Origin of the sequence: Microcystis sp. LE18-22.4A (assembly GCF_027531105.1) — a bacterium.
In the GTDB taxonomy this organism is placed as follows: Bacteria; Cyanobacteriota; Cyanobacteriia; order Cyanobacteriales; family Microcystaceae; genus Microcystis; species Microcystis aeruginosa.
On sequence record NZ_JAPZRB010000049.1, the window covers coordinates 21,489 to 42,468 of the forward strand.

At 37.8% G+C, this 20,980-nt stretch carries 16 protein-coding genes; 13 read left to right on the forward strand and 3 right to left on the reverse strand.

Annotation, left to right across the window (positions count from 1 at the left end; genetic code table 11):
- The first annotated feature begins 45 nt into the window (after positions 1 to 45).
- From O9295_RS02225 to O9295_RS02260, 8 genes are all read left to right on the forward strand, one after another.
- The gene (locus tag O9295_RS02225; protein WP_288031341.1) at positions 46 to 672 is read left to right on the forward strand and encodes a cupin domain-containing protein; all 627 of its coding nucleotides are present in this window, start codon (positions 46 to 48) and stop codon (positions 670 to 672) included.
- Between the two features lie 48 nt (positions 673 to 720).
- Complete coding sequence (locus O9295_RS02230) at positions 721 to 1,521, forward strand: SDR family oxidoreductase (protein WP_227365860.1); 801 nt, start codon at positions 721 to 723, stop codon at positions 1,519 to 1,521.
- A 38-nt stretch (positions 1,522 to 1,559) separates the two neighbouring features.
- Positions 1,560 to 2,504 carry a putative capsular polysaccharide synthesis family protein gene (locus O9295_RS02235; RefSeq protein WP_042790285.1) on the forward strand — a complete coding sequence of 315 codons (945 nt, stop codon included), beginning with the start codon at positions 1,560 to 1,562 and terminating at the stop codon, positions 2,502 to 2,504.
- A gap of 91 nt (positions 2,505 to 2,595) precedes the next feature.
- Entirely contained in the window at positions 2,596 to 5,874 is a 3,279-nt protein-coding gene (locus O9295_RS02240) for a non-ribosomal peptide synthetase (RefSeq protein WP_288031351.1), read from the forward strand.
- A 55-nt stretch (positions 5,875 to 5,929) separates the two neighbouring features.
- Positions 5,930 to 6,706, forward strand: a complete 777-nt coding sequence (locus O9295_RS02245; RefSeq protein ID WP_002762089.1) for an SDR family NAD(P)-dependent oxidoreductase — start codon at positions 5,930 to 5,932, stop codon at positions 6,704 to 6,706.
- Positions 6,707 to 6,790: 84 nt separating this feature from the next.
- Positions 6,791 to 11,263 (forward strand): non-ribosomal peptide synthetase family protein, encoded by a 4,473-nt coding sequence (locus O9295_RS02250; protein WP_353851837.1) that lies wholly within the window; start codon positions 6,791 to 6,793, stop codon positions 11,261 to 11,263.
- A 97-nt stretch (positions 11,264 to 11,360) separates the two neighbouring features.
- Positions 11,361 to 11,969, forward strand: a complete 609-nt coding sequence (locus O9295_RS02255; RefSeq protein ID WP_288031357.1) for an acyltransferase — start codon at positions 11,361 to 11,363, stop codon at positions 11,967 to 11,969.
- 183 nt (positions 11,970 to 12,152) lie between these two features.
- Positions 12,153 to 14,147: an ABC transporter ATP-binding protein/permease gene (locus O9295_RS02260; protein WP_288031360.1), complete on the forward strand. Its 1,995-nt coding sequence runs from the start codon at positions 12,153 to 12,155 to the stop codon at positions 14,145 to 14,147.
- 114 nt (positions 14,148 to 14,261) lie between these two features.
- On the opposite strand, the gene O9295_RS02265 is transcribed toward O9295_RS02260, so the two are convergent.
- Complete coding sequence (locus O9295_RS02265) at positions 14,262 to 14,714, reverse strand: hypothetical protein (RefSeq protein WP_002796351.1); 453 nt, start codon at positions 14,712 to 14,714, stop codon at positions 14,262 to 14,264.
- A 53-nt stretch (positions 14,715 to 14,767) separates the two neighbouring features.
- On the opposite strand from O9295_RS02265, the gene pyrE reads away from it, so the two are divergent.
- The 5 genes from pyrE to nuoK all read left to right on the forward strand — a co-directional run bounded on the left by pyrE (position 14,768) and on the right by nuoK (position 18,810).
- Positions 14,768 to 15,457 carry an orotate phosphoribosyltransferase gene (gene pyrE, locus O9295_RS02270; RefSeq protein WP_288031362.1) on the forward strand — a complete coding sequence of 230 codons (690 nt, stop codon included), beginning with the start codon at positions 14,768 to 14,770 and terminating at the stop codon, positions 15,455 to 15,457.
- 598 nt (positions 15,458 to 16,055) lie between these two features.
- Positions 16,056 to 17,174: an NADH-quinone oxidoreductase subunit NuoH gene (nuoH, locus tag O9295_RS02275; RefSeq protein WP_002734266.1), complete on the forward strand. Its 1,119-nt coding sequence runs from the start codon at positions 16,056 to 16,058 to the stop codon at positions 17,172 to 17,174.
- Positions 17,175 to 17,216: 42 nt separating this feature from the next.
- Positions 17,217 to 17,789: an NAD(P)H-quinone oxidoreductase subunit I gene (gene ndhI, locus O9295_RS02280; RefSeq protein ID WP_002733194.1), complete on the forward strand. Its 573-nt coding sequence runs from the start codon at positions 17,217 to 17,219 to the stop codon at positions 17,787 to 17,789.
- Positions 17,790 to 17,882: 93 nt separating this feature from the next.
- Complete coding sequence (locus tag O9295_RS02285) at positions 17,883 to 18,479, forward strand: NADH-quinone oxidoreductase subunit J (protein WP_002734810.1); 597 nt, start codon at positions 17,883 to 17,885, stop codon at positions 18,477 to 18,479.
- Positions 18,480 to 18,504: 25 nt separating this feature from the next.
- A complete protein-coding gene (gene nuoK / locus O9295_RS02290; RefSeq protein ID WP_197533180.1) occupies positions 18,505 to 18,810 on the forward strand; it encodes an NADH-quinone oxidoreductase subunit NuoK in 306 nt (101 codons plus the stop codon).
- A 213-nt stretch (positions 18,811 to 19,023) separates the two neighbouring features.
- Here nuoK and lptC read toward each other — a convergent pair whose 3' ends face one another.
- Complete coding sequence (gene lptC, locus O9295_RS02295) at positions 19,024 to 20,172, reverse strand: LPS export ABC transporter periplasmic protein LptC (RefSeq protein WP_147068701.1); 1,149 nt, start codon at positions 20,170 to 20,172, stop codon at positions 19,024 to 19,026.
- 308 nt (positions 20,173 to 20,480) lie between these two features.
- Complete coding sequence (locus tag O9295_RS02300; protein ID WP_353851838.1) at positions 20,481 to 20,939, reverse strand: HNH endonuclease family protein; 459 nt, start codon at positions 20,937 to 20,939, stop codon at positions 20,481 to 20,483.
- Positions 20,940 to 20,980 lie beyond the last annotated feature (41 nt).

The following is a 20,980-nucleotide window of genomic DNA, read 5'->3' on the forward strand; positions in this document are numbered from 1 at the left end:
GAGATTTAACCTCTCAATTTCATTTTGAACCTGTACCCTAAAATCATGTCTGAATTTTTCCCAATTCCCGATCCTCTTAAACTCAATCCTCATGTAGAATTAGAGGTTTTTCAATGCCAAGATACCATTTTTCAATTATCCGTTGTCGCTCCGAAGGCTAAACTTGAATCCCACCAACATCCTGAAAGTCAAATTGGCATGGTACTCTCAGGAGAACTGGAACTGTATATTAAAGATGTGATTAAACCTTTGAGAGCTTTACAAGATATTCATGTCGCCGATGCTAATGTTTCTCATGGTTTTGTTAATCCCTTGTCCGAAGCGATGATTGGATTTGATCTTAAACGGATTACCTATTCTTTTCCTTCAGAAGACGTTGTATTAACCCTATCAAACAACCAAGATAAAATCACTCATTTACCTTGTCAATCGGTTAAGGGTTCTTGGTTTGAAATCGTGATGATGAAAATACCTTCTGGTTATTCCATTCCCCCACATCAAGGTGAGCAAGAAGAAATCGGATTTATTTTGAATGGAAAATTAGAAATTTTCATAGAAAATGAAGAACAGTGTTTAGAATATGGTCAAATTTATTATGCTCCTTCAAAAGTTTTAAAAAAGGGATATAATTCATCGAACCAAGATATTAATTTGATTAAAATTTTAATTTAGTTCGTTTTATGATTTTAAGTTTAACCTCAAAATGCTAGGACAAAGTTTATGGATTTAGGATTAAAAGATAAAGTGGCTTTGATTACGGGAAGTAGTGCGGGAATTGGGTTTACTATTGCTGAAAAATTAGCAGAAGAAGGCTGTCACTTAATTATTTGTGGTCGCAATTCCCAACGCTTAGAACAAGCTTATCAATCTCTGGCTCAAGCTTATCCTGTCCAAGAAATTCTGAGTTTAGTGGCTGATGTCCATCAAGCTCAAGATTCTGAACAATTAATACAGAACTCTTTAAATCAATATGGCAAAATTGACATTTTAGTAAATAATTCTGAAGGAGCTAACTTTGCTGAGAATTTAATTGAAAACCTTTCCGATGAAGATTGGTTAAACGTTTTTCAAGGAAAATTAATGGGTTATATTCGATTAACCAATTTAGTGTTACCGATTATGAAAAAACAACATTGGGGAAGAATTGTTAATATCATTGGGACATCGGGAAAAGAACCATCTCCTCGTTTAGTTAAATCGGGTGTTGTCAATGCAGCTTTAATGAATTTTACCAAATCAGTAGCTAGACAAACCGCCCCCTATAATGTTTTAATTAATAGTGTTAACCCCGGCGTTATTGACACCCCTAGACATCGAGAATATTTAGAAATTTATGCCAAAAAGCAAGGAACAACCCCAGATTTAATCCGAGAAGGAATTCTAAAAACAATTCCCATGAATCGGATTGGTACGACTGAAGAATTTGCTAATCTCGTTGTATTTTTAGCTTCTGAATGTGCGAGTTATATAACGGGAATTACGATTCCGATAGATGGGGGTTTATCCTCGTCAGCATTTTAAATTGATCTGTCAAGCCAAAATCAACAACCACAAGTGTTATGAATAGCGAATCTAAATCTCAAATGTTAGACAAATTTGTTCCCTATTATCCGACTAAAGATACTCGTAACTTTCCCATTTTTTCCTATCTTATCAATAATGTTAATATTTGGAGGCTGAAACACAAATTTAAACAAGAGCTTGAACAACCTTCGGTGATCCTGGTTTATCAAATGGGTAAAGTTGGTTCTGCTAATCTTTATCTGGCTATTAAAAGAACCTTTCCAGAAAAAGCGGTGTATCATGTTCATAATTTAAACCCAGAAATTGTTGCCAAAATTTGGGATAAAATTCATCTTACTCAACCTTATTATTTGAGTACGATAGAACATTCTTTGACCACCAAATATTTAAGTGATCATCTCGAAACAATTAAGGATAAGGATAAGATCAGAATTATTGCGGGAGTAAGAGATCCCATCGCTCGTAATATTTCTTGGTTTTTCCAAATTATCGATTGTGAGTCTGCTTTTCCCCAATTTTTCCGAAAATTTAAGGAAGGATTAATTACAATTGACGATATGGTAAATTGTTTTTGGTCACAAAAATTTGTTTTTAGCAAACAGTTTGATTGGTTTGAATTAGAGTTAAAATCTGTTTTTGGAATTGATATCAGTGAGATTGATTTTCCCAAAGAAAAAGGTTATACAATTGTTGAATTTCCTGACAAAAAAATTGAGTTATTATTATTCAAATTAGAAAAACTTGACTCTTGTTTACAAGAAATGACACAAGCTTTCTTTGGAATTGAGAAATTAGATTACCAAAAATTGAAATTGATTGACGTAGATTTGGAGTATCATCGTATCTATGAAAATTTTAAAAATAGTCTCACCTTTAGTGATGAATATTTAGAAGAAATTTATGATCAACCATTAGTGAGTCATTTTTACACCGATGAAGAAATTAACAAATTTAAACTCAAGTGGTCTAGTCAACGTTAAAGGTAATTCGTTCTAAGTTTATCGTATTTATTGAATAAAATTTGATTCAATAAACTCACGCACATTTTTATTTAATCTATTGGGAAAAATAATGGTAACACCTCAACAATCTAGGGTTAGTAAAAAAGATATTGAATCCATTTATCCCCTTTCTCCCATGCAGCAGGGGATGCTGTTTCATTCTTTATATAATCCAGAATCAAAGACGTATTTATCACAAATTCAAATCACCTTGCAAGGCAATTTAGATATTAATGCGTTCCAACAAGCTTGGCAAAAAGTAGTAGATAGACATAGTATTTTACGGACTTGTTTTGCTTGGAAAAAAACCAAACAGCCTTTACAAGTGGTTAGAAAAAATGTCACCTTGCCTTGGTTTAATCAGGATTGGCGATCACATTCTCCCGCCGAACAAGAAACTAAATTTCAGGAATTATTAACCTCTGATAAAGAGCAATATTTTGAATTAGATAAAGTCCCCTTACTTCGATGTCATTTAATTCAAGTCGAAGATCAAAAATATGAATTTATCCATACTGGACATCATATTTTATTAGATGGTTGGGCAACAGCAATTCTGTTGAAAGAAGTTTTCGAGTTTTACGCTGGACTCATCAACTATCGACCCGTCAATTTACCGACACCCCGCCCTTACCAAGACTATATTAATTGGGTACAACAGCAAGATCAAACTGAAGCCGAACGATTTTGGCGACAAAATCTTCAAGGTTTTACCTCTCCAACTCCATTAGTCGTTGATAAACCGTTAAATCCTCTTGTTACTCAAAGTAAAAATTATCTTCATCAAAAATCAAAACTTTCTCCAGAAATTACCAGTCGTCTGAAATTACTCGCCCAAGAATATCGCCTTACTCTTTCTACCCTAATTCAAGGAGCTTGGGCTTTATTATTACATCATTATAGTAGTGAATCTGATATTGTATTTGGGGCAACCGTTTCGGGACGATCGCCCAATTTTACTGGGATTGAATCGATGGTAGGGATGTTTTTAAATACCTTACCCGTTCGCCTCCAAATTGAGCCTCAACTTGAATTATTAACTTGGTTTCAACAACTACAACAAGAGCATTTAGAACGAGAGCAATATAGTTATAGTTCTCTAATTGATATTCAAAAATGGAGTGAAATTCCGTCCCCTCATTCAGTTTTTGAAAGTTTTGTTGTCTTTGAAAATTTACCCTTTAGCGACAATGATAGTCAGAATTTAGGCGGTTTACAAGTCGGTGAAATGCAAGATTATGGCAATGCTGATTATCCCTTAACGGTTATTGTCACCCCTGGAGAAGCCTTAAGTATTAAAATTATTTATCCTCAAGAACGATTTGAAAATGACACCATTGAAAGGATATTAGGTCATTTTAAAACCTTATTAGAAGGAATCGCTATTAATCCCCATCGTCGGATTCAAGACTTACCTTTATTAACGGAAGCTGAACGTCAATTATTATTAATTGAATGGAATCAAACTGCACCCCAAAAGCCTCTTAAACACTGCGTTCATGAATTATTTGAACAACAAACCCTCAAAACCCCTTCAGCCATCGCCGTTGTTTTTCAAGAGCAAGAATTAACCTATCAAGAACTGAATGAATCTGCTAATCAATTGGCTCATTATTTACAAAAAATTGGGGTGAGTTTTCAATCTTTAGTCGGGATTTGTTTAGAACGGTCTGTTAATATGGTAATTGCCGTTTTAGCAGTGTTAAAAGTAGGCGGTGTTTGTGTTCCCCTAGACCCAACCTATCCTCAAGAAAGACTTTCTTACATCCTGCAAGACACCCAACTTAAATTCTTATTAACTCAAAAAGAGTGTCAATCCCTGTTAAACAGTGAAACGATTTCTCAACGGATTTTATTGGATGAACAAGGGTCAGAAATTGCCTTAGAACCCAAGACTAATATTAATATCCCAGTGGGTTTAAACGATTTAGTTTATATTATTTATAGTTCTGGTTCTACAGGTGTGCCCAAAGGGATTATGATCCTGCATCAATCCTTAACCAATATTATTGAGCATCATCAGGCGAAAATGTCACCGGAGAGAAATTTCTTACAATTTGCTCCCTTCAATTTCGATGTTAGCTATCACGAAATGTTTGCAGCCTGGTGTTTAGGGGGAAGCTTATTTATTGTTCCAGAAGATGCCCGCTTAGACCTTGCTAAAATAAGTCAATTATTGGCAAATAACCCCATTCATAAAGCGATTTTGCCCGTTACTTTGTTACAACAATTAATTGAAACCTATAGTGAGGAAACCTACTTATTTGCTAACTTGCGTGAAATTATTTCAGCTGGAGAGCAATTACAAATTACCCCAGCGATGATTTCTGCATTCAAGAAACTCGAACATTGTACGCTTTACAATTTTTATGGACCCACAGAAGCGGATATCGTTACCAGTTATACCTTTGACCCTAATCCTGAGCTTTGGCCGAAGTATATTCCCATTGGTAAACCCGCGATTAATGTGCAAGTTTATATTTTAAATTCTCATCTTCAACCTGTACCCATCGGAGTCACTGGCGAGTTATATGTTGCGGGTGGCGGTTTAGCGCGGGGTTATTTCAACAATCCCCAATTAACCAAAGAAAAATTTATTGCTAATCCCTTTAGCGATAATTCATTGCTGTATAAAACTGGAGATTTAGCTCGTTATTTACCCAATGGAGACATTGAATATTTAGGAAGAATTGATGATGTGGTCAAAGTTAGAGGTTATAGAATTGAATTAGGGGAAGTAGAAACTATTTTAAATCAACATCCTCAAATTGCCCAAGCCATTGCTACAGTTCAGGGAGAAACCGCCAGAGAAAAATATTTAGCCGCTTATTTTATTCCCCGTCCAGGTGAAACCGTAAACCAAGTTGAATTACGTCATTTCCTTGAAAACTGGCTACCCGATTATATGATTCCCTCTGCTTTTGTGGTGATGGAATCTTTTCAACTCAGTCCTAACGGTAAAGTTGATCGAAAAGTCTTACCAATACCCGATAAAAACCCCTTATCGTTAACTCAAAATTATGTCGCTCCTCGAACTGCAATTGAAGAAGTTTTAGCGGTAATTTGGGCAGAAATTTTAGAAGTAGAACGAGTTGGGATTGAAGACGATTTCTTTCTGTTAGGTGGGCATTCTTTAAAAGCGATTCAACTGATTAGTAAAATCCGTCAAACCTTAGAAATTGAAATTTCTGTGCGTCAACTTTTTAATCACTCAACTATCAGCCAATTAACTCAAGTCATGATTGAATTAGTGGGGCATGAAGGTTTACTGAATGAAATTGCCGTAACAGTTCAAGAAATTTCCAAACTTTCACCAGAAGAAGTTCAAGCTTTATTATCTCAAAGCTGAACCTAAATGAATTAAACTTTATATAATGGACATTGATTTAAACTGAAGGAAAAAAATGACAAATCATCTCTTTGATTTAACAGGTAAAGTTGCAATTATCACGGGTGCTGCCCGAGGAATTGGTCGGGTATTAGCCCAAGGATTAGCACAAGCTGGAGCTAAGGTGGTAATTGGTGATATTAATCAAGTTGGTGCTGAACAAACGGTTCAACTGATTCAAGAAGCAGGAGGCGAAGCCATCGCAATTGAGACCGATGTTCGTCAACGTCAAGCTTGTCAGAATTTAATTAACCAGGCGGTTGCTCATTATGGTCAACTCGATATTATGGTCTGTAATGCAGGAGTTGAAATTCTCAAAAACACTGATGAATTAGAAGAATTTGAATGGGATCAGGTTATTAATGTTGACTTAAAAGGTTATTTTAATTGCGCTCAACTCGCAACCAAACAAATGATCAAACAAGGAACAGCAGGTTCAATTATTATGAATTCTTCTATCTGTGCTTTCGTTGCTGTTCCCAAATCTTCAGGAGCATATAGCGCCGCAAAAGGTGGTGTCAATCAATTAGTAAAATCCCTAGCGGTCGAATTAGCTAGTCACAAAATTCGAGTCAATGCTTTTGCACCGGGCTATATGAATAATATGATGGAAGGAACAGAAGGTTTACGTTCAACTTCGGATGAAATGGACGAATTATATACTAGAATTCCCATGAAACGAACCGGAGATTTAGAAGAGTTAATTGGCCCTGTCGTGTTTTTAGCGTCTGAAGCTTCCTCTTATGTAACTGGAACAATTTTAATGGTAGATGGAGGTTATACCGCTATTTAGCATCAATAATTAAACAATTTTTAGGTTGATTTGTATCCATGAAACCAACCTAAAATCACTAAATTAAATAAATCCTATTAACTCATGTCAAAAATGAACCATAATTCTCAAGACCAACAAAAATTACTCAAGCTGTTACTACAAAAAAAAGGAATCGGTGTAAAAACGAATACAATACCGACTAGAAATCCGTCTCAATTTGTACCGCTTTCTTTTTCTCAAGAACGACTTTGGTTTTTGTACCAATTAGAAGCTCAAGGCTATACCTATAATATGCCGTTTCGCTTTCAAATTGAAGGCAATTTAGATATTGAAATCTTTAGAAAAGCTTTGGAAACTATTAAGCAACGTCATGAAGTGTTGCAGACCTGTTTTCAAGAAGTTGACGAAATTCCCAGACAAATTATTAACCCTAAAATTCATTTAAATTTTACCTTGCTGGATTTACAGTCTTTATCTTATGCGGAACAAACCCAAGAATTAGAGCGATTAACCGAACAAGAAATTTATACTCCCTTTGACTTAACCCAAGCTCCCTTAATGCGGACTTTTTTGGTTAAATTAAAAGCTGATTCTTATCTTTTGTTTTTGAGTTTACACCATTCTATTTTTGATGGCTGGTCAATGAAAGTTTTACTCGAAGAACTTTCTAGTTTATATCAAGCTTTTTTACAAAAACAATCTAATCCTTTACCCGATTTGCCTATTCAATATGGTGATTTTGCCGTTTGGCAAAGACAACAGTTACAAGGAGATAAACTCACCCAGGAAGTTAATTATTGGCAACAAAAATTAACGGGAATTCCACCCTTATTGGAAATTCCCACTGATCATCCTCGTCCTCCCATACAAACGTTTAAAGGCAATAATTGTACATTTAAACTAAGTCCAGAATTAAGCCAACACCTGAAAAATATTAGCCAAACGTCAACCGCTACCTTAAATATGACGCTGTTAACGGCTTTTAATATTTTATTATATCGTTATAGCAGTCAAGAAGATATTGTGATTGGAATTCCCAGTGGAAATCGACAGTTTCCTGAAATTGAACCCTTAATTGGTTGCTTTATTAATACCTTACCTATTCGCACTCAGTTTAAAGAAAATATCTCATTTAAAGCTTTATTAAATCAAGTTAAACAAGTAGTTTTAGAAGCTTATGAATACCAAGATTTACCCTTAGAAAAGGTGGTAGAAGCGGTAAATCCTCAACGAAACATAAGTTATAGTCCTTTATTCCAAGTGATGTTTTCTTGGGAAGATATGCTGCACATTAATCATTTTTCGATGGCGGATTTAAAATTAACTCCCGTCACGATGAATGCTTTAATTGCTCAATTTGATTTAACCTTAGCCATGCAAGAAACGACTGAGGGTTTAGTTGGCTCGTTTGATTATAATTGCGCGTTGTTTAATCAAGACACAATTGAGCGCATGATTACCCACTTTAAAACTTTATTAGAAGGAATTGCCATTAATCCTGAACAATCGATTGAATTATTACCTATTTTACCTTTATCAGAACAAAAGTTATTAGCTCAATGGAATCAGACTAATATTGCTGAAAATCCAAAGGTTTGTATTCATGAATTATTTGAACATCAAGTTTTAAAAAATCCAAATGGGATCGCAATAGAATGGGGCAGGGAAAAAATCACCTATCAAGACTTAAATCATCGTGCCAATCAATTAGCTCATTATCTCCAATCTAAGGGGGTTAAAGTTGAATCGTTAGTGGGAATTTGTTTAGAACAATCTGTATCTATTATTATCAGTTTTTTGGCAATTCTTAAAACTGGTGCTGCTTATCTTGTTCTAGCTCCCAATTATCCCCAAGAGCGTTTAAACTATATCTTAAATGATGCTCAAGTCTCGGTATTAATTACTCAAAATACCTTGGTTAATTTATTCCGTGATCATCAAGCAGAAGTGGTTTGTCTGGATACTGAAGAAAACTTAATTGTTAGTCAAAGCCAAAACAATTTAGTTAACCCTATTCAGCCAAATAATTTAGCTTATATTATTTATACCTCTGGTTCAACAGGCACTCCTAAAGGGGTTATGATTGAACATCAAAGTTTAGTTAATCATAGTTTAGGAATCATTAAATTCTATGATTTAACAAATCGTGATCGAATTTTACAATTTGCTTCTTTTACCTTTGATGTAGCTGCTGAAGAAATTTATCCAACTTTTTTAACGGGTGCAACTTTAGTTATGCGTCCTGCATTAATGTTCCCTTCTTTAGCTGATTTTACTCAATTTATTCAGCAAAAGTGTTTAACAGTCATTAATCTTCCGGCTACTTATTGGCATGAATGGGTATTAGATTTATCTCAAACTTTAATAACCTTACCTGAAACCCTACGCTTAGTGATTACAGGAAGTGAAGAAGTATTACCAGAGCGATTAATATTATGGCAAAAAATACTATCAAATAGTCAACGAGAAGATATCACTTGGTTGAATGCTTACGGTCCGACAGAAGCGACGATAACCAGCACAGTTTTTAATCCCAATTTCATTCATAAAATTGCTCAAATTCATTCTGTTGCCATTGGTAAACCGATTACAAATACACAGGTTTATATTTGTGATCGCTATTTGCAACAAGTCCCCATTGGAATACCAGGAGAACTGTTAATTGGAGGTTTAGGTTTGGCCAAAGGTTATCTCAATCGCGATGATTTAACCCGTGAAAAATTTATTACTCATGCTTTTAATTCATCAGAATATCAACGTTTCTATAAAACTGGAGATTTAGCTCGTTATTTACCCGATGGAAATATAGAGTTTTTAGGACGCATTGATAATCAAGTTAAAATTCGAGGGTTTCGTATTGAAATTGGCGAAATTGAAGCCGTATTAACTGAATACCCAGATGTCCGAGCGACGGCGGTAATTGTTCGAGAAGATCAAACAAATAATAAACAATTAGTGGCTTATATTGTGCCAAAATATCCATCCATTGATCCTGCAAAATTGCGGAGTTTTCTTAAACAGAAATTACCAGATTATATGATTCCAGCTTTCTTTGTACAGCTTCAAGAATTGCCCTTAATGAGCAGTGGGAAAATTGATCGTAACGCTTTACCCGCACCCACCGAAAGTCAGTATCAAAAAACGATGATTACACCCCGAACAGCTACGGAAAAAATTGTTGCTGAGATTTGGCAAGATGTTTTAGGGTTAAAGCAAATTAGTATTTTCGATAATTTCTTTGACTTAGGTGGTCATTCTTTAAAAGCTGCCCAAGTGATTTCTCGACTGCGAGAACAATTAGCTATTAATATTCCTTTAAACTATCTTTTTTCAGAACCGACGGTAGCAGGATTATCCTCTAATTTAGACTTGAATTTATCTGATACAATTGAGAGTGATCAAATCCCAGATTGGCAAGTCGAAATTGCCCTAGATCCCACCATTCAACCGCCGAATATTCTGACTTTCTTTCCTCAGAAACCTGCTGATATTTTGCTAACAGGAGCTACGGGTTTTCTCGGAATTCATTTATTAGCTGAATTGTTGGACAAAACAGAAGCTAATATTCATTGTTTAATTCGAGACAAAAGTTTAGAACAAGCTCAAGCGAAAATTTACCAGAAATTAAAAACCTTTCAATTATGGGATGAACAGAAAAGCTCTCGTATTATTCCTGTTATTGGTGATTTATCCCAAAAACGTTTAGGAATGTGTGAACCTGATTTTCTGGAATTAGCCAATCAAATTGATGTGATTTATCATAATGGAGCTTGGGTTAATGCAATTTATCCCTATTCAATACTGAAACCCACTAATGTTTTAGGAACAGCAGAAATCTTGAGATTAGCCTGCTTAATTAAAACCAAACCTGTCCATTTTGTCTCGACGATTTCTGTTTTTTCCCCCAGTTATGCTCAAGGAAACTTAATTCAAGAATCTGATCCCCTGGGTATAAATCATGGACTCAATGCCGGTTATACTCAAAGTAAATGGGTCGCTGAAAAATTAATCATGGAAGCTGGAAAACGGGGACTTCCGATGACAATTTTCAGAGCATCTCGAATTATTGGACATAGTAAAACTGGAATTTGTAATAGAGAAGATTTGTTTTGTCGTATGATTAAAGGCTGTATTCAATTAGGAATGATTCCTGATTTTGGCGATAGTACAGAAGACCTCACTCCTGTGGATTATGTGAGTGGTGCAATTATACATTTAGCCAGTCAAGAAAGCTCTTTAGGGAAAGCATTTCATTTGTTGAATTCTCACCCAACCTTAAATCGTGACTTATTTGATTGTGTTCGGGAAATGGGTTATCCGTTGCAGTTGGTTTCTTTTGAAAAATGGCGATCACATTTAACAGAACAATGTAAAATTAATACAGATAATGCTTTATCTCCGGTGTTAGATAATTTTTCAGATGAAAATTTATCCGCAGGTTATCCCCCCCAGTTTGATGATCAAAATACGATGATGGGGTTAAAGGGTACAGCGTTTAATTTTCCCCCGATTGATCAAAAATTGTTAAAAACTTATTTTGAATATTTTACTAAAAGTGGGTTTTTAACAAAATAAATGATCGATTTAATCAGACCCCATAAGCTGAATTGCGCAGCTTATCTCATCCCTAGATTCAAAAAAGTCAGATCATCAATTCCACGAGGAAAATATTATGTTTAACTTAAACCATAAATTATATTTATTAATTTCCAAATTCTTAGAAGAACAACAAAAAATCGAAAAACTCCAAAAACTGGCTGAAAGTGCAACGTTCGATAGTTCCGTAAAATTTTACGGAAATTGTGTAAATCATCAGAATGATAAAAGTTTAATTAAAATTGGAGAAAATAGAGTAATTCTCGGAGAATTAGCTATATTTGCTTATGGCGGAAAAATAGAAATCGGTAAAGATTGTTATATGGGTGAAGGAACTCGAATTAGATCAGCAAATTCTATCAAAATTGGAAACGAAGTTATAATTTCCGATGATGTCAGTATTTATGATACCGATGCTCATTCATTAAATTATGTTTTAAGACAGAAAGAATTTATGGAAGTACTCATTTTGAATAATCTGATTAAGGATGCTAAGGATGTTGATATACAATCTGCACCAGTGGTGATAGAAGATCATGTTTGGATTGGATTTAATGTTGTGATTCTTAAAAGGGTTACGATTGGGAAAGGAGCAATTATTGGAGCAGGTTCGGTGGTGACACAAGATGTAGAACCTTTTACTGTTGTTGCTGGTAATCCTGCCAAAATTATCAAACGATTATGAATCTGCTCCAATGCCTAAACAATAGGTTAATATTGATTCCTGATATGTAAAAAATCTAGAAAATAGTAGTAATAGAATTTGTGATAATAATGCAGATTTTTATGGTATGCTGAATTAGTGTCTAACTCAATAGATAGACATTAAAAGTTCTAATGTCCCCCATTTTAGTGCGAGAAGAATTCCATGAATGTTGCAGAAAAAGCCTCAGATACTATAAATCTCAAAGAAGATACCCGAACTTTCAATCAATCTCTTCAAGAATTTTTAAGATTTATTCAAGTTTATTGGTATCCGAAAGAACACCAGGATAGAGCTTTTTCGCAGATTATTCGTTCCTGGGGAATGCTCGTTTTATTGTTTTTATTATTAGTGGGAGTAGTAGGTCTTAATGCGTTTAATAGTTTTGTTTTTAGAGACTTAATTAGCGTCACAGAAGCTAGGGATGCAGAAAAATTAACTCATTTTGTCATTATTTATGGGATTACTCTAGGCAGTATGACGTTTTTCACAGGATTGTCTAGGTTTCTTAAAAAACTAATTGCGCTGGATTGGTATCAATGGATCAATAGTAGTATCTTGCAAAAATATTTTAAAAATCGTGCTTATTATCAAATTAATTTTAAAGGGGATATTGAAAATCCAGATCAACGTTTATCCCAAGAAATTCAACCCATTGCCAGAACAACGATGGACTTTTTAACAACCTGTGTTGAAAAAGTTATGGAGATGCTGGTTTTTATTGTCATCCTTTGGTCAATTTCTAAAACCATTTCTATTGTGCTTCTGGTTTATACGATTATTGGAAATATTCTTGCCACCTATATTACTCAACAACTAAATAAAGTCAATAAACAACAATTAGAAATCGAAGGAACCTATAAATACGCCATTACTCATGTTCGGACTCACGCTGAATCAATTGCATTTTTTAGAGGGGAAGAAAAAGAGTTAAATATTATTCAAAGAAAGTTCAATCAGGTGATTAAAATCATGATTGAAAGAATTAATTGGGAAAGAACCCAGGAATTTTTTAACCGCGGCTATCAATCCATTGTTCAAATCTTCCCCTTCTTAATTGTTTCCCCATTATATATTAGTGGTGAAATTGAGTTTGGACAAGTTAACCAAGTCAGCTATTGTTGCTATTTCTTTTCCACAGCCTTATCCGTGTTAGTGGATGAATTTGGACGCTCCGGTGAGTTTATTAATTATATTGAACGTTTAGAAGAGTTTTACCAAGCTTTAGAGGGTGTAAGCGAACAAACCAACCCAGTTAATACCATTAAAGTCATTGAAGATAACAATCTAACTTTTGAGGATGTCACCTTACAAACTCCCGATGCCGCTAAAGTGATTGTCGAACATTTATCCCTATCCGTTGAACCAGGGGAAGGTTTATTAATTGTTGGGCCAAGTGGTCGAGGAAAAAGTTCTCTTTTACGCGCTATTTCTGGGTTATGGAATACAGGGACAGGTAATTTGATGCGACCTCCCCTAGAAGATTTATTATTTTTACCCCAACGTCCTTACATCATTTTAGGAAACTTGCGCGAACAGCTAATTTATCCTCAAACGACAACGGAGATGAGTGAATCCCAATTAAAAGAAATCTTACAAGAAGTTAACCTACAAGATGTTCTTAATCGCATCAAAAATTTTGATGAGGAAGTGGATTGGGAAAATATTTTATCCTTAGGAGAACAACAGCGTCTAGCCTTTGCGCGACTATTCGTTAATCAGCCAGATTTTGTGATTTTAGATGAAGCCACCAGTGCTTTAGATTTAAAAAATGAAGATCATTTATATAAACAGTTACAACAAACTGGAAAGACCTTTATTAGTGTCGGACATCGAGAAAGTTTGTTTAACTACCATCAAAAGGTTTTGGAACTTTCCGAGGATTCTACTTGGCGCTTAATGAGGATGGAAGACTATCATCCATCAGCAGCGATTGCAACTCATTCTAACAATGCCAAAACCGTTGATGAAACGATAGAAATTGTCTCTGAAATTAACAATCAAGACAATTTTACCCATCAAGAAATGCAAAAACTGACCAACTATAGCTTAAGTACCATCAAAAATAAAGCCAGTCGAGGTCAAATAATTGTTGCCAATGATGGCATGAGCTATCGTTATGACAAAACCCTTGATATTGCCAAATGGGTGAGAGTTTAGCTTCTCAAGGAGCTTCGATCGAACTTAAAAAGGCATCTCGCCGCAGTTCGGGAACCTTCAAAGAAGATTCTCGACCCATTACATTGTTCGCCAATTCCGAGTTGAATTGGCGAATTAAAAGCCGCCAGGACTTAAATAACTGGGATTTTCCTGTAGGGAAGTATCGAAGGGATTGGGTAAATCTTGGGTGCGAATTAAGGGGCCAGACTGTTGCTGTTGCATGACATCATAGTATAAAGTTTCGACCAATTTCGCATCCCGGGTAATCATATTATCGAAATAGGAACCTTGCATAAAAGTACGCCAACCCTCCCGAGAGTTGAACTGTCCTAAAATGCTGGTGTAGTCGTAGAAACGACCCGTATTGTTATTAACAGCGCGGTTAAACAAACCGGGGATATTATTAAATCCCACCGCCGTATCGGGAGAGGGGACAAGTTGCAATTGTTGGGTTTTTACCGGTGCCGGAGTGGTGGCGGGGGAACGTTGGGCGATCGCAATAGGCGAACTCAACCAGACTAAACCGGTTAAACAAAACAGGGAAGGAAGTAAAAATTGAGCGCGCATGGCTAAAAATCTCCTCACAGGGATAGGGTTAATTAAAAAATCGCGTCAATGGGATGAGAAAGAAATCAATACTAGCGATCGAGTCAATATATAATGACTTTTGGCTCAATTGTAACCGAAATTTTGGAGTCAGTCAGGCTCCCAATCCTGAAAATATGGCTAATTCCTCGGTAGCGAATCTCGACACTGCTTCCCTGCGTCAATTTCTCCTCGATGCTCTTGTCCGTCTTGCCTATGGAGAGGGGGATTTCACCCTGTCTTCAGGAAAAAAAAGCAGCTACTATATCAACGGCAAACAAGTTACCCTCACTGCGGAGGGAGCTTTAGCCGTGGGGCGTTTATTGCTGTCGCTACTGCCTCCAGATACCCAAGCGGTGGCAGGATTAACCCTAGGGGCGGATCCGATTGTCAGCGCCGTTATTGTGGTATCTGCCTACGAAAATCGCCCGATTCCAGCTTTAATTGTCCGCAAAGAGGCAAAAGGTCACGGAACCATGGCTTATATCGAGGGGCCGATTTTAAACCCGGGTGCCGCGGTGGTTGTCCTCGAAGACGTGGTGACAACGGGCAAAAGTGCCATGGTAGCGGTAGAAAGATTACGCGATGCCGGTTATCAAGTAGATTTAATCATTGCTTTGGTGGATAGAGAGCAAGGAGGGGCGGAATTTTACCAATCTCAGGGAATAAAGTTTCAAGCTTTGTTTTCGATTCGGGATCTACAGGCGGCTTATCATAATAAATAGGGTTTGCGGCAAAAAGTTTTTCCTGGTGGCAGGGTGTGGGGTGTGGGGTGTGGGGTGTGGGGTTTTACCAGTTTTGAGGTGGCCAATTACCTAATTTTCAGGGAAAAAGTCCCGGAATTTTCCCCCTGATCACTCCCATGCCTGGTACTTTTTGATTGACAAAAAGTCTAAAAGTCTTACCCAACAAGGTTTTTAGATTTTTTCAGCCTACCCTAAATAGCGGGGAGTGGCCAGAAACGCTCGATAACTGGGTTTTAACAGTCGGTAAAACTTATCGCACAAGGGACTGGAGAGCTGCTTTAACTGCCTAAACGGTAAGTTATCTAGATTTTTTTCCTGTGAATAATTGGTCACTAGCTGAGGTTGTCGGCGCTAAGAAACAGCTGGGAACATTGATAGATTCAGAGTCTAACTATTGACTAATACCTATTCTCGGCGGGGGAATCAAGATTGCTTGACTCTCTTGGCTGCTAATGAGTTGAAGCCTTTGTCACTTTACTGATAACCCTCAGACCGACTAACTGTATACTAGGCTATAAGATTTGCTTAAAAATCTTCAGACCATGCCGAACTATCGACAGTACAGCGATCGCCAAATATGAATCAAGGCATAGATTTACAAGAAAGTTTCATTAAATCCCTAACAGACCTGGGATTAAGTGGAGGACTGGCTAAAGCGATTTGGATGCCTTTACCCATGTTCCTGATGATTATAGCCGCCACGGTGGGGGTTTTAGTCTGCGTCTGGTTAGAAAGAAAAATTTCCGCCGCCGTCCAACAGCGTATCGGGCCGGAATACGCAGGCCCCTTGGGCGTTTTACAACCGGTCGCCGACGGTCTGAAATTAGTCTTTAAAGAAGATGTCGTCCCCGCTAAGGCTGACCCTTGGTTATTCCTCTTCGGGCCGATTTTGGTGGTGATGCCGGTGTTTGTCTCCTATCTCATCGTCCCCTTCGGTCAAAATCTGCTGATTACTGACCTAAACGTAGGTATCTTTTTATGGATTTCCTTGTCCAGTATTGCCCCCATTGGCTTATTAATGGCGGGTTATGCCTCGAATAATAAGTATTCCTTGCTGGGAGGCCTGCGGGCGGCGGCGCAATCGATTAGTTATGAAATTCCCTTGGCTTTATCGGTATTAGCGATCGCGATGATGTCTAATAGTCTCAGTACCATTGATATTGTCGAACAACAATCCGGTTATGGCATTTTAGGCTGGAATATCTGGCGCCAACCGGTGGGGTTTCTGATTTTCTGGATTGCCGCTTTAGCTGAGTGTGAACGTCTGCCTTTCGATTTACCGGAAGCGGAGGAGGAATTAGTCGCCGGTTATCAAACCGAATACGCGGGGATGAAATTCGCTCTCTTTTATGTGGGTTCCTACGTTAACCTCGTGCTGTCGGCCCTAGTTTTCGCCGTCCTCTATCTTGGCGGTTGGGAATTTCCTATCCCCGTCAATGCTTTGGCCGGCTGGTTGGGAGTGAGTGAAACCAATCCCTGGCTACAAATTATCACCGCTTCCCTAGGGATTACGATGACAGTATTAAAAGCCTATTTTCTCATCTTCATCGCTATTCTCTTGCGTTGGACCGTACCCCGGGTTCGCATTGACCAATTACTCGATTTAGGCTGGAAATTCCTCCTACCAGTATCTTTAGTTAACTTACTACTTACCGCCGCCCTAAAACTAGCTTTTCCCTTTGCTTTTGGCGGTTAATTCCCGTTTTTGCCCTGTTAACCTACTACCCCTCTGACCATCATGTTTAACATTCTCAAACAAGTCAGCGATTACGCCAAAGGTAGCATTCAAGCGGCGAAATACATCGGCGAAGGTTTATCCGTTACCTTTGATCATATGCGTCGTCGTCCGATTACCGTCCAATATCCCTACGAAAAGTTAATTCCCTCGGAACGTTATCGGGGTAGAATTCACTTTGAGTTCGATAAATGTATCGCTTGTGAAGTTTGTGTGCGAGTTTGTCCGATTAATTTACCGGTAGTGGATTGGACTTTTAACAAGGAAATTAAAAAGAAAGAACTCAAACACTACAGTATCGATTTTGGGGTCTGCATTTTCTGCGGTAATTGTGTGGAATACTGTCCGACTAATTGTTTGTCCATGACCGAAGAATACGAACTAGCGACCTATGATCGTCATGAATTAAACTATGATAACGTCGCCCTAGGCCGTTTACCCTACAAAGTCACCCAAGACCCGATGGTGACACCTCTGAGGGAATTAGGTTATCTGCCTAAAGGTGTCATCGAACCCCACGATTTACCCGCCGGTAGTCAACGCGCCGGTAAACGTCCGGAAGAAATTACCGATTAATTAGCAGTTAGCTATCAGCCGTCAGCCGTCAGCCTTCAGAAGCTGATAACCAATAATTAATAACTCTCAAACATAAAAGGAGATGAAACTACTGTGAATTTAGCCGAGGGCGTTCAAATAGTATCTTTTGGCATTTTAGCAGCCCTGGTAATCGGGACAGCTTTAGGCGTGGTACTATTATCTAATATCGTTTATTCCGCCTTTTTATTGGGCGGTGTTTTTATCAGCATTTCCGGTTTATATCTCTTACTAAATGCTGACTTTGTAGCGGCGGCACAAATTCTAATTTATGTGGGCGCAATTAACGTTTTAATTCTCTTTGCCATTATGCTTGTTAACAAGCAAGAGGACTTTTCTGATATTCCTAAACGTTGGATTCGTCAGGCATCTACTGCTTTAGTTTGTGTGGGTTTATTTGTGCTGTTATCGACCATGGTTTTAATCACACCTTGGTCAATTTCTAGCACTTCTCCGGCCGTAGTGACTAATACTTTAGTAGAAATCGGTAAGCATTTCTTTAGTGATTTCTTACTACCCTTTGAATTAGCTTCCGTGCTATTATTAATGGCCATGGTCGGAGCAATTATTTTAGCTCGTCGTGACCTTATCCCCACCCTGAAAGCTGAAGAACCTACGGCCACAGCCTTAACATTACCCGAACGACCTAGAGAATTAACCGCCCCTAAATAGGACAAAAGAAAGAGGTATCATGCAGATTCAGTTAGAGTATTATTTGTTATTAGCGGCGGCTTTATTTTGTATCGGAATTTATGGTTTAGTCACCAGTCGCAATGCCGTCCGGGTTTTAATGTCGATCGAATTGATGCTCAATTCCGTTAACATTAACTTAATGGGTTTTTCCAACTATCTTGACCCCGCTAATATCCGAGGCCAAATTTTTACTATTTTCGTGATTACCGTAGCGGCAGCCGAGGCAGCCGTGGGTTTAGCGATTATCCTGACTATCTATCGTAACCGCGACACCATCGATATGGAACAGTTTAACCTGCTCAAATGGTAAGCTTTTAAATAGGGTTTGCTGAATAAATCTAAAAACCTTGTTGGATAAGGTTTTTAAACTTTTTTTCCCTCAAAAAGTGCCGACCATTGGGGTGAACCCCACACCCCACACCCCACACCCTGTCCCCACGAAAAACTTTTTCAGCAAACCCTAAATATTTACCCCCCCCCTCTCCCTTTTTTGGGGAGAGTTTTTTTTGGCTAATTTTTCCTGTTAACGGGGATAAATCTCGGTGACAACTCGATCGGGGGAACTACTGGTAACAACAATGTTATTATCTTCTAAAGTGCCGATCGCTTTATCGCCAGTGAGATTAAATTTTGGTTCCTGTTGTTCATAGATAATATTCCCCTCGGCCTCGACAATTTTTTCCGACATTTTCCAAGTTAAGATCTGACTATACAATTGCGCCCCAGTTTTCTGATTAATTCCCTTAACCCCATCCTTGAGATAAGCGATACGATTGCCTAATTCCACCACCACACGATTACCAGTAATAGTGATTTGATCTTGATATTGAAAAATTTCCGTGGGCCGATCGGAAGTTAAGGTACGATTTTGATAGTTCCAAATTGCCTGAGAACCAGAAATCTGTAAAGGTGGTTCTAAAGAGCGATATTCGAGGTTTTCTTGCAGGATAACCTGATTATTTTTTCTTTCCCAACGACCGCCGATAGCAGTAAGGCGATCGATAATAGTTTTATTAATATAGCGATCAAAAGCGACTTTTTGATCGGTACTAATGACTTGTTGAGGAATTTCCCAGTACAGGCGCTCGGTTTGCAGGACAACACGAGATTCCTTGGCGGTAGCCACCACTTGACCTTGTAATTCTAGTTTTTCTTGGCGCGTGTCGTACCGTCCTTGGCGCGCCTTAGCTTCTAGTTGTAGATGACTACCTTTGATCCCTTTGGGGGAGATTAAAATACCAGCCTTGGGTAGCCAACGCAATTCCGGCGCGTTAATAATGGCTTTATTGCGGGGATCTACAGCCACAATATTATCTTTGAGGAGAATTTCCTGGCCTTCCTTGTAAACTTCACCGCGGTCAGCACTAACCTGTAAAACTACTTTCCCATCTTGATAGATATTACCCTTGATATTTTCCAGACGGGCGATTTTTTGGTCTTGGGTGTAGGTAGCTTTTTTGACCTGAATTTTCCAGAGGGGTTGTCCCGAAGGGTTAGCCTGTTCTAAGGTGGCATTATTGAGAATTAAGCGGCCAGTTTCTTCAATTTTAGGCGATTCTGTCGGCGAAATTTTCGGCGGATCGGGAGGTTGACAGGCTGTTAATCCCAGCAAACCGATGAGAAGGGCAGCCCCGCGCCCAATTGATAGTTTTAATTGTAACCGCTGCCTCAATTTCGATCGCTCCGCTGCTATTTTATTAGGGGTCGAGAATAGAGTCGCCTCCATCCCCTCCCATCCAGAACCGTACATGAGACTTTTACCTCATACGGCTCCTCGTTTGACTGTTCCCTTGTTAAGGATACAGCCTGACATTCATTGGCTGTCTATATATCATTGTAGTTGACTCAAGGTCAAGTTAACTACGGATGATTCTAGGTTTCCATTGGCTGCCGTTTGATCACTGAAGACCTGACTAGGCAATTATTTCAGGCATTTCAGCCTTATTTGATGCCTAAACGTTTCGCACATCTTTAGTTATTTTATCTTGACCAAATTTCAATAGCCAGATCAGCTAGATAATTAGCTCGCTTTTCAATTTCTTCCTTATTCCAGACATTTTTGTCAGAAAAGTATTTGTTCAAAGAAACATTACTGTCTTTAAACAAAATAACTTTGTCCGAAAATGGTTTATTAGATAAGCCTGAATTGTCGGCCGTCAAAGTCAGATTACCTAAAGTATGTAGCCAAGTTTTATGTATTTGTTCGTGATTATCACCAAGCATATCTTGCCACTCCGCTGTTAAGTTCTGGGGCATTATATGCTCTATTGTCAGGTCCTTAGTATTAACCATCTCTTTGGTCATGCGGCGTTCTATGGTTTCCAGAATAAGCTTAACTCTATCATTTGTTTTGGCATTTTTACTATAGATGTCTTTTTTGATTAGTCCTTCACGAAATGGCTCTTCTGGTTTCTGTGTGGAAATGAGGTCTATACTGATAGTTTATTTAACAAAATAGTCCTAAAAGTCTTTCCCAGTAA

Bases quoted from the DNA above. Each gene is read 5' to 3' on its own strand.
- O9295_RS02255 (WP_288031357.1), top strand. From the start codon at position 11,361: ATGTTTAACTTAAACCATAAATTATATTTATTAATTTCCAAATTCTTA.
- ndhI (WP_002733194.1), top strand. From the start codon at position 17,217: ATGTTTAACATTCTCAAACAAGTCAGCGATTACGCCAAAGGTAGCATT.
- pyrE (WP_288031362.1), top strand. From the start codon at position 14,768: ATGAGAAAGAAATCAATACTAGCGATCGAGTCAATATATAATGACTTT.
- O9295_RS02235 (WP_042790285.1), top strand. From the start codon at position 1,560: ATGAATAGCGAATCTAAATCTCAAATGTTAGACAAATTTGTTCCCTAT.
- O9295_RS02250 (WP_353851837.1), top strand. From the start codon at position 6,791: ATGTCAAAAATGAACCATAATTCTCAAGACCAACAAAAATTACTCAAG.
- O9295_RS02225 (WP_288031341.1), top strand. From the start codon at position 46: ATGTCTGAATTTTTCCCAATTCCCGATCCTCTTAAACTCAATCCTCAT.
- O9295_RS02230 (WP_227365860.1), top strand. From the start codon at position 721: ATGGATTTAGGATTAAAAGATAAAGTGGCTTTGATTACGGGAAGTAGT.
- O9295_RS02245 (WP_002762089.1), top strand. From the start codon at position 5,930: ATGACAAATCATCTCTTTGATTTAACAGGTAAAGTTGCAATTATCACG.
- nuoH (WP_002734266.1), top strand. From the start codon at position 16,056: ATGAATCAAGGCATAGATTTACAAGAAAGTTTCATTAAATCCCTAACA.
- O9295_RS02240 (WP_288031351.1), top strand. From the start codon at position 2,596: ATGGTAACACCTCAACAATCTAGGGTTAGTAAAAAAGATATTGAATCC.
- O9295_RS02260 (WP_288031360.1), top strand. From the start codon at position 12,153: ATGAATGTTGCAGAAAAAGCCTCAGATACTATAAATCTCAAAGAAGAT.
- O9295_RS02265 (WP_002796351.1), bottom strand. From the start codon at position 14,714: ATGCGCGCTCAATTTTTACTTCCTTCCCTGTTTTGTTTAACCGGTTTA.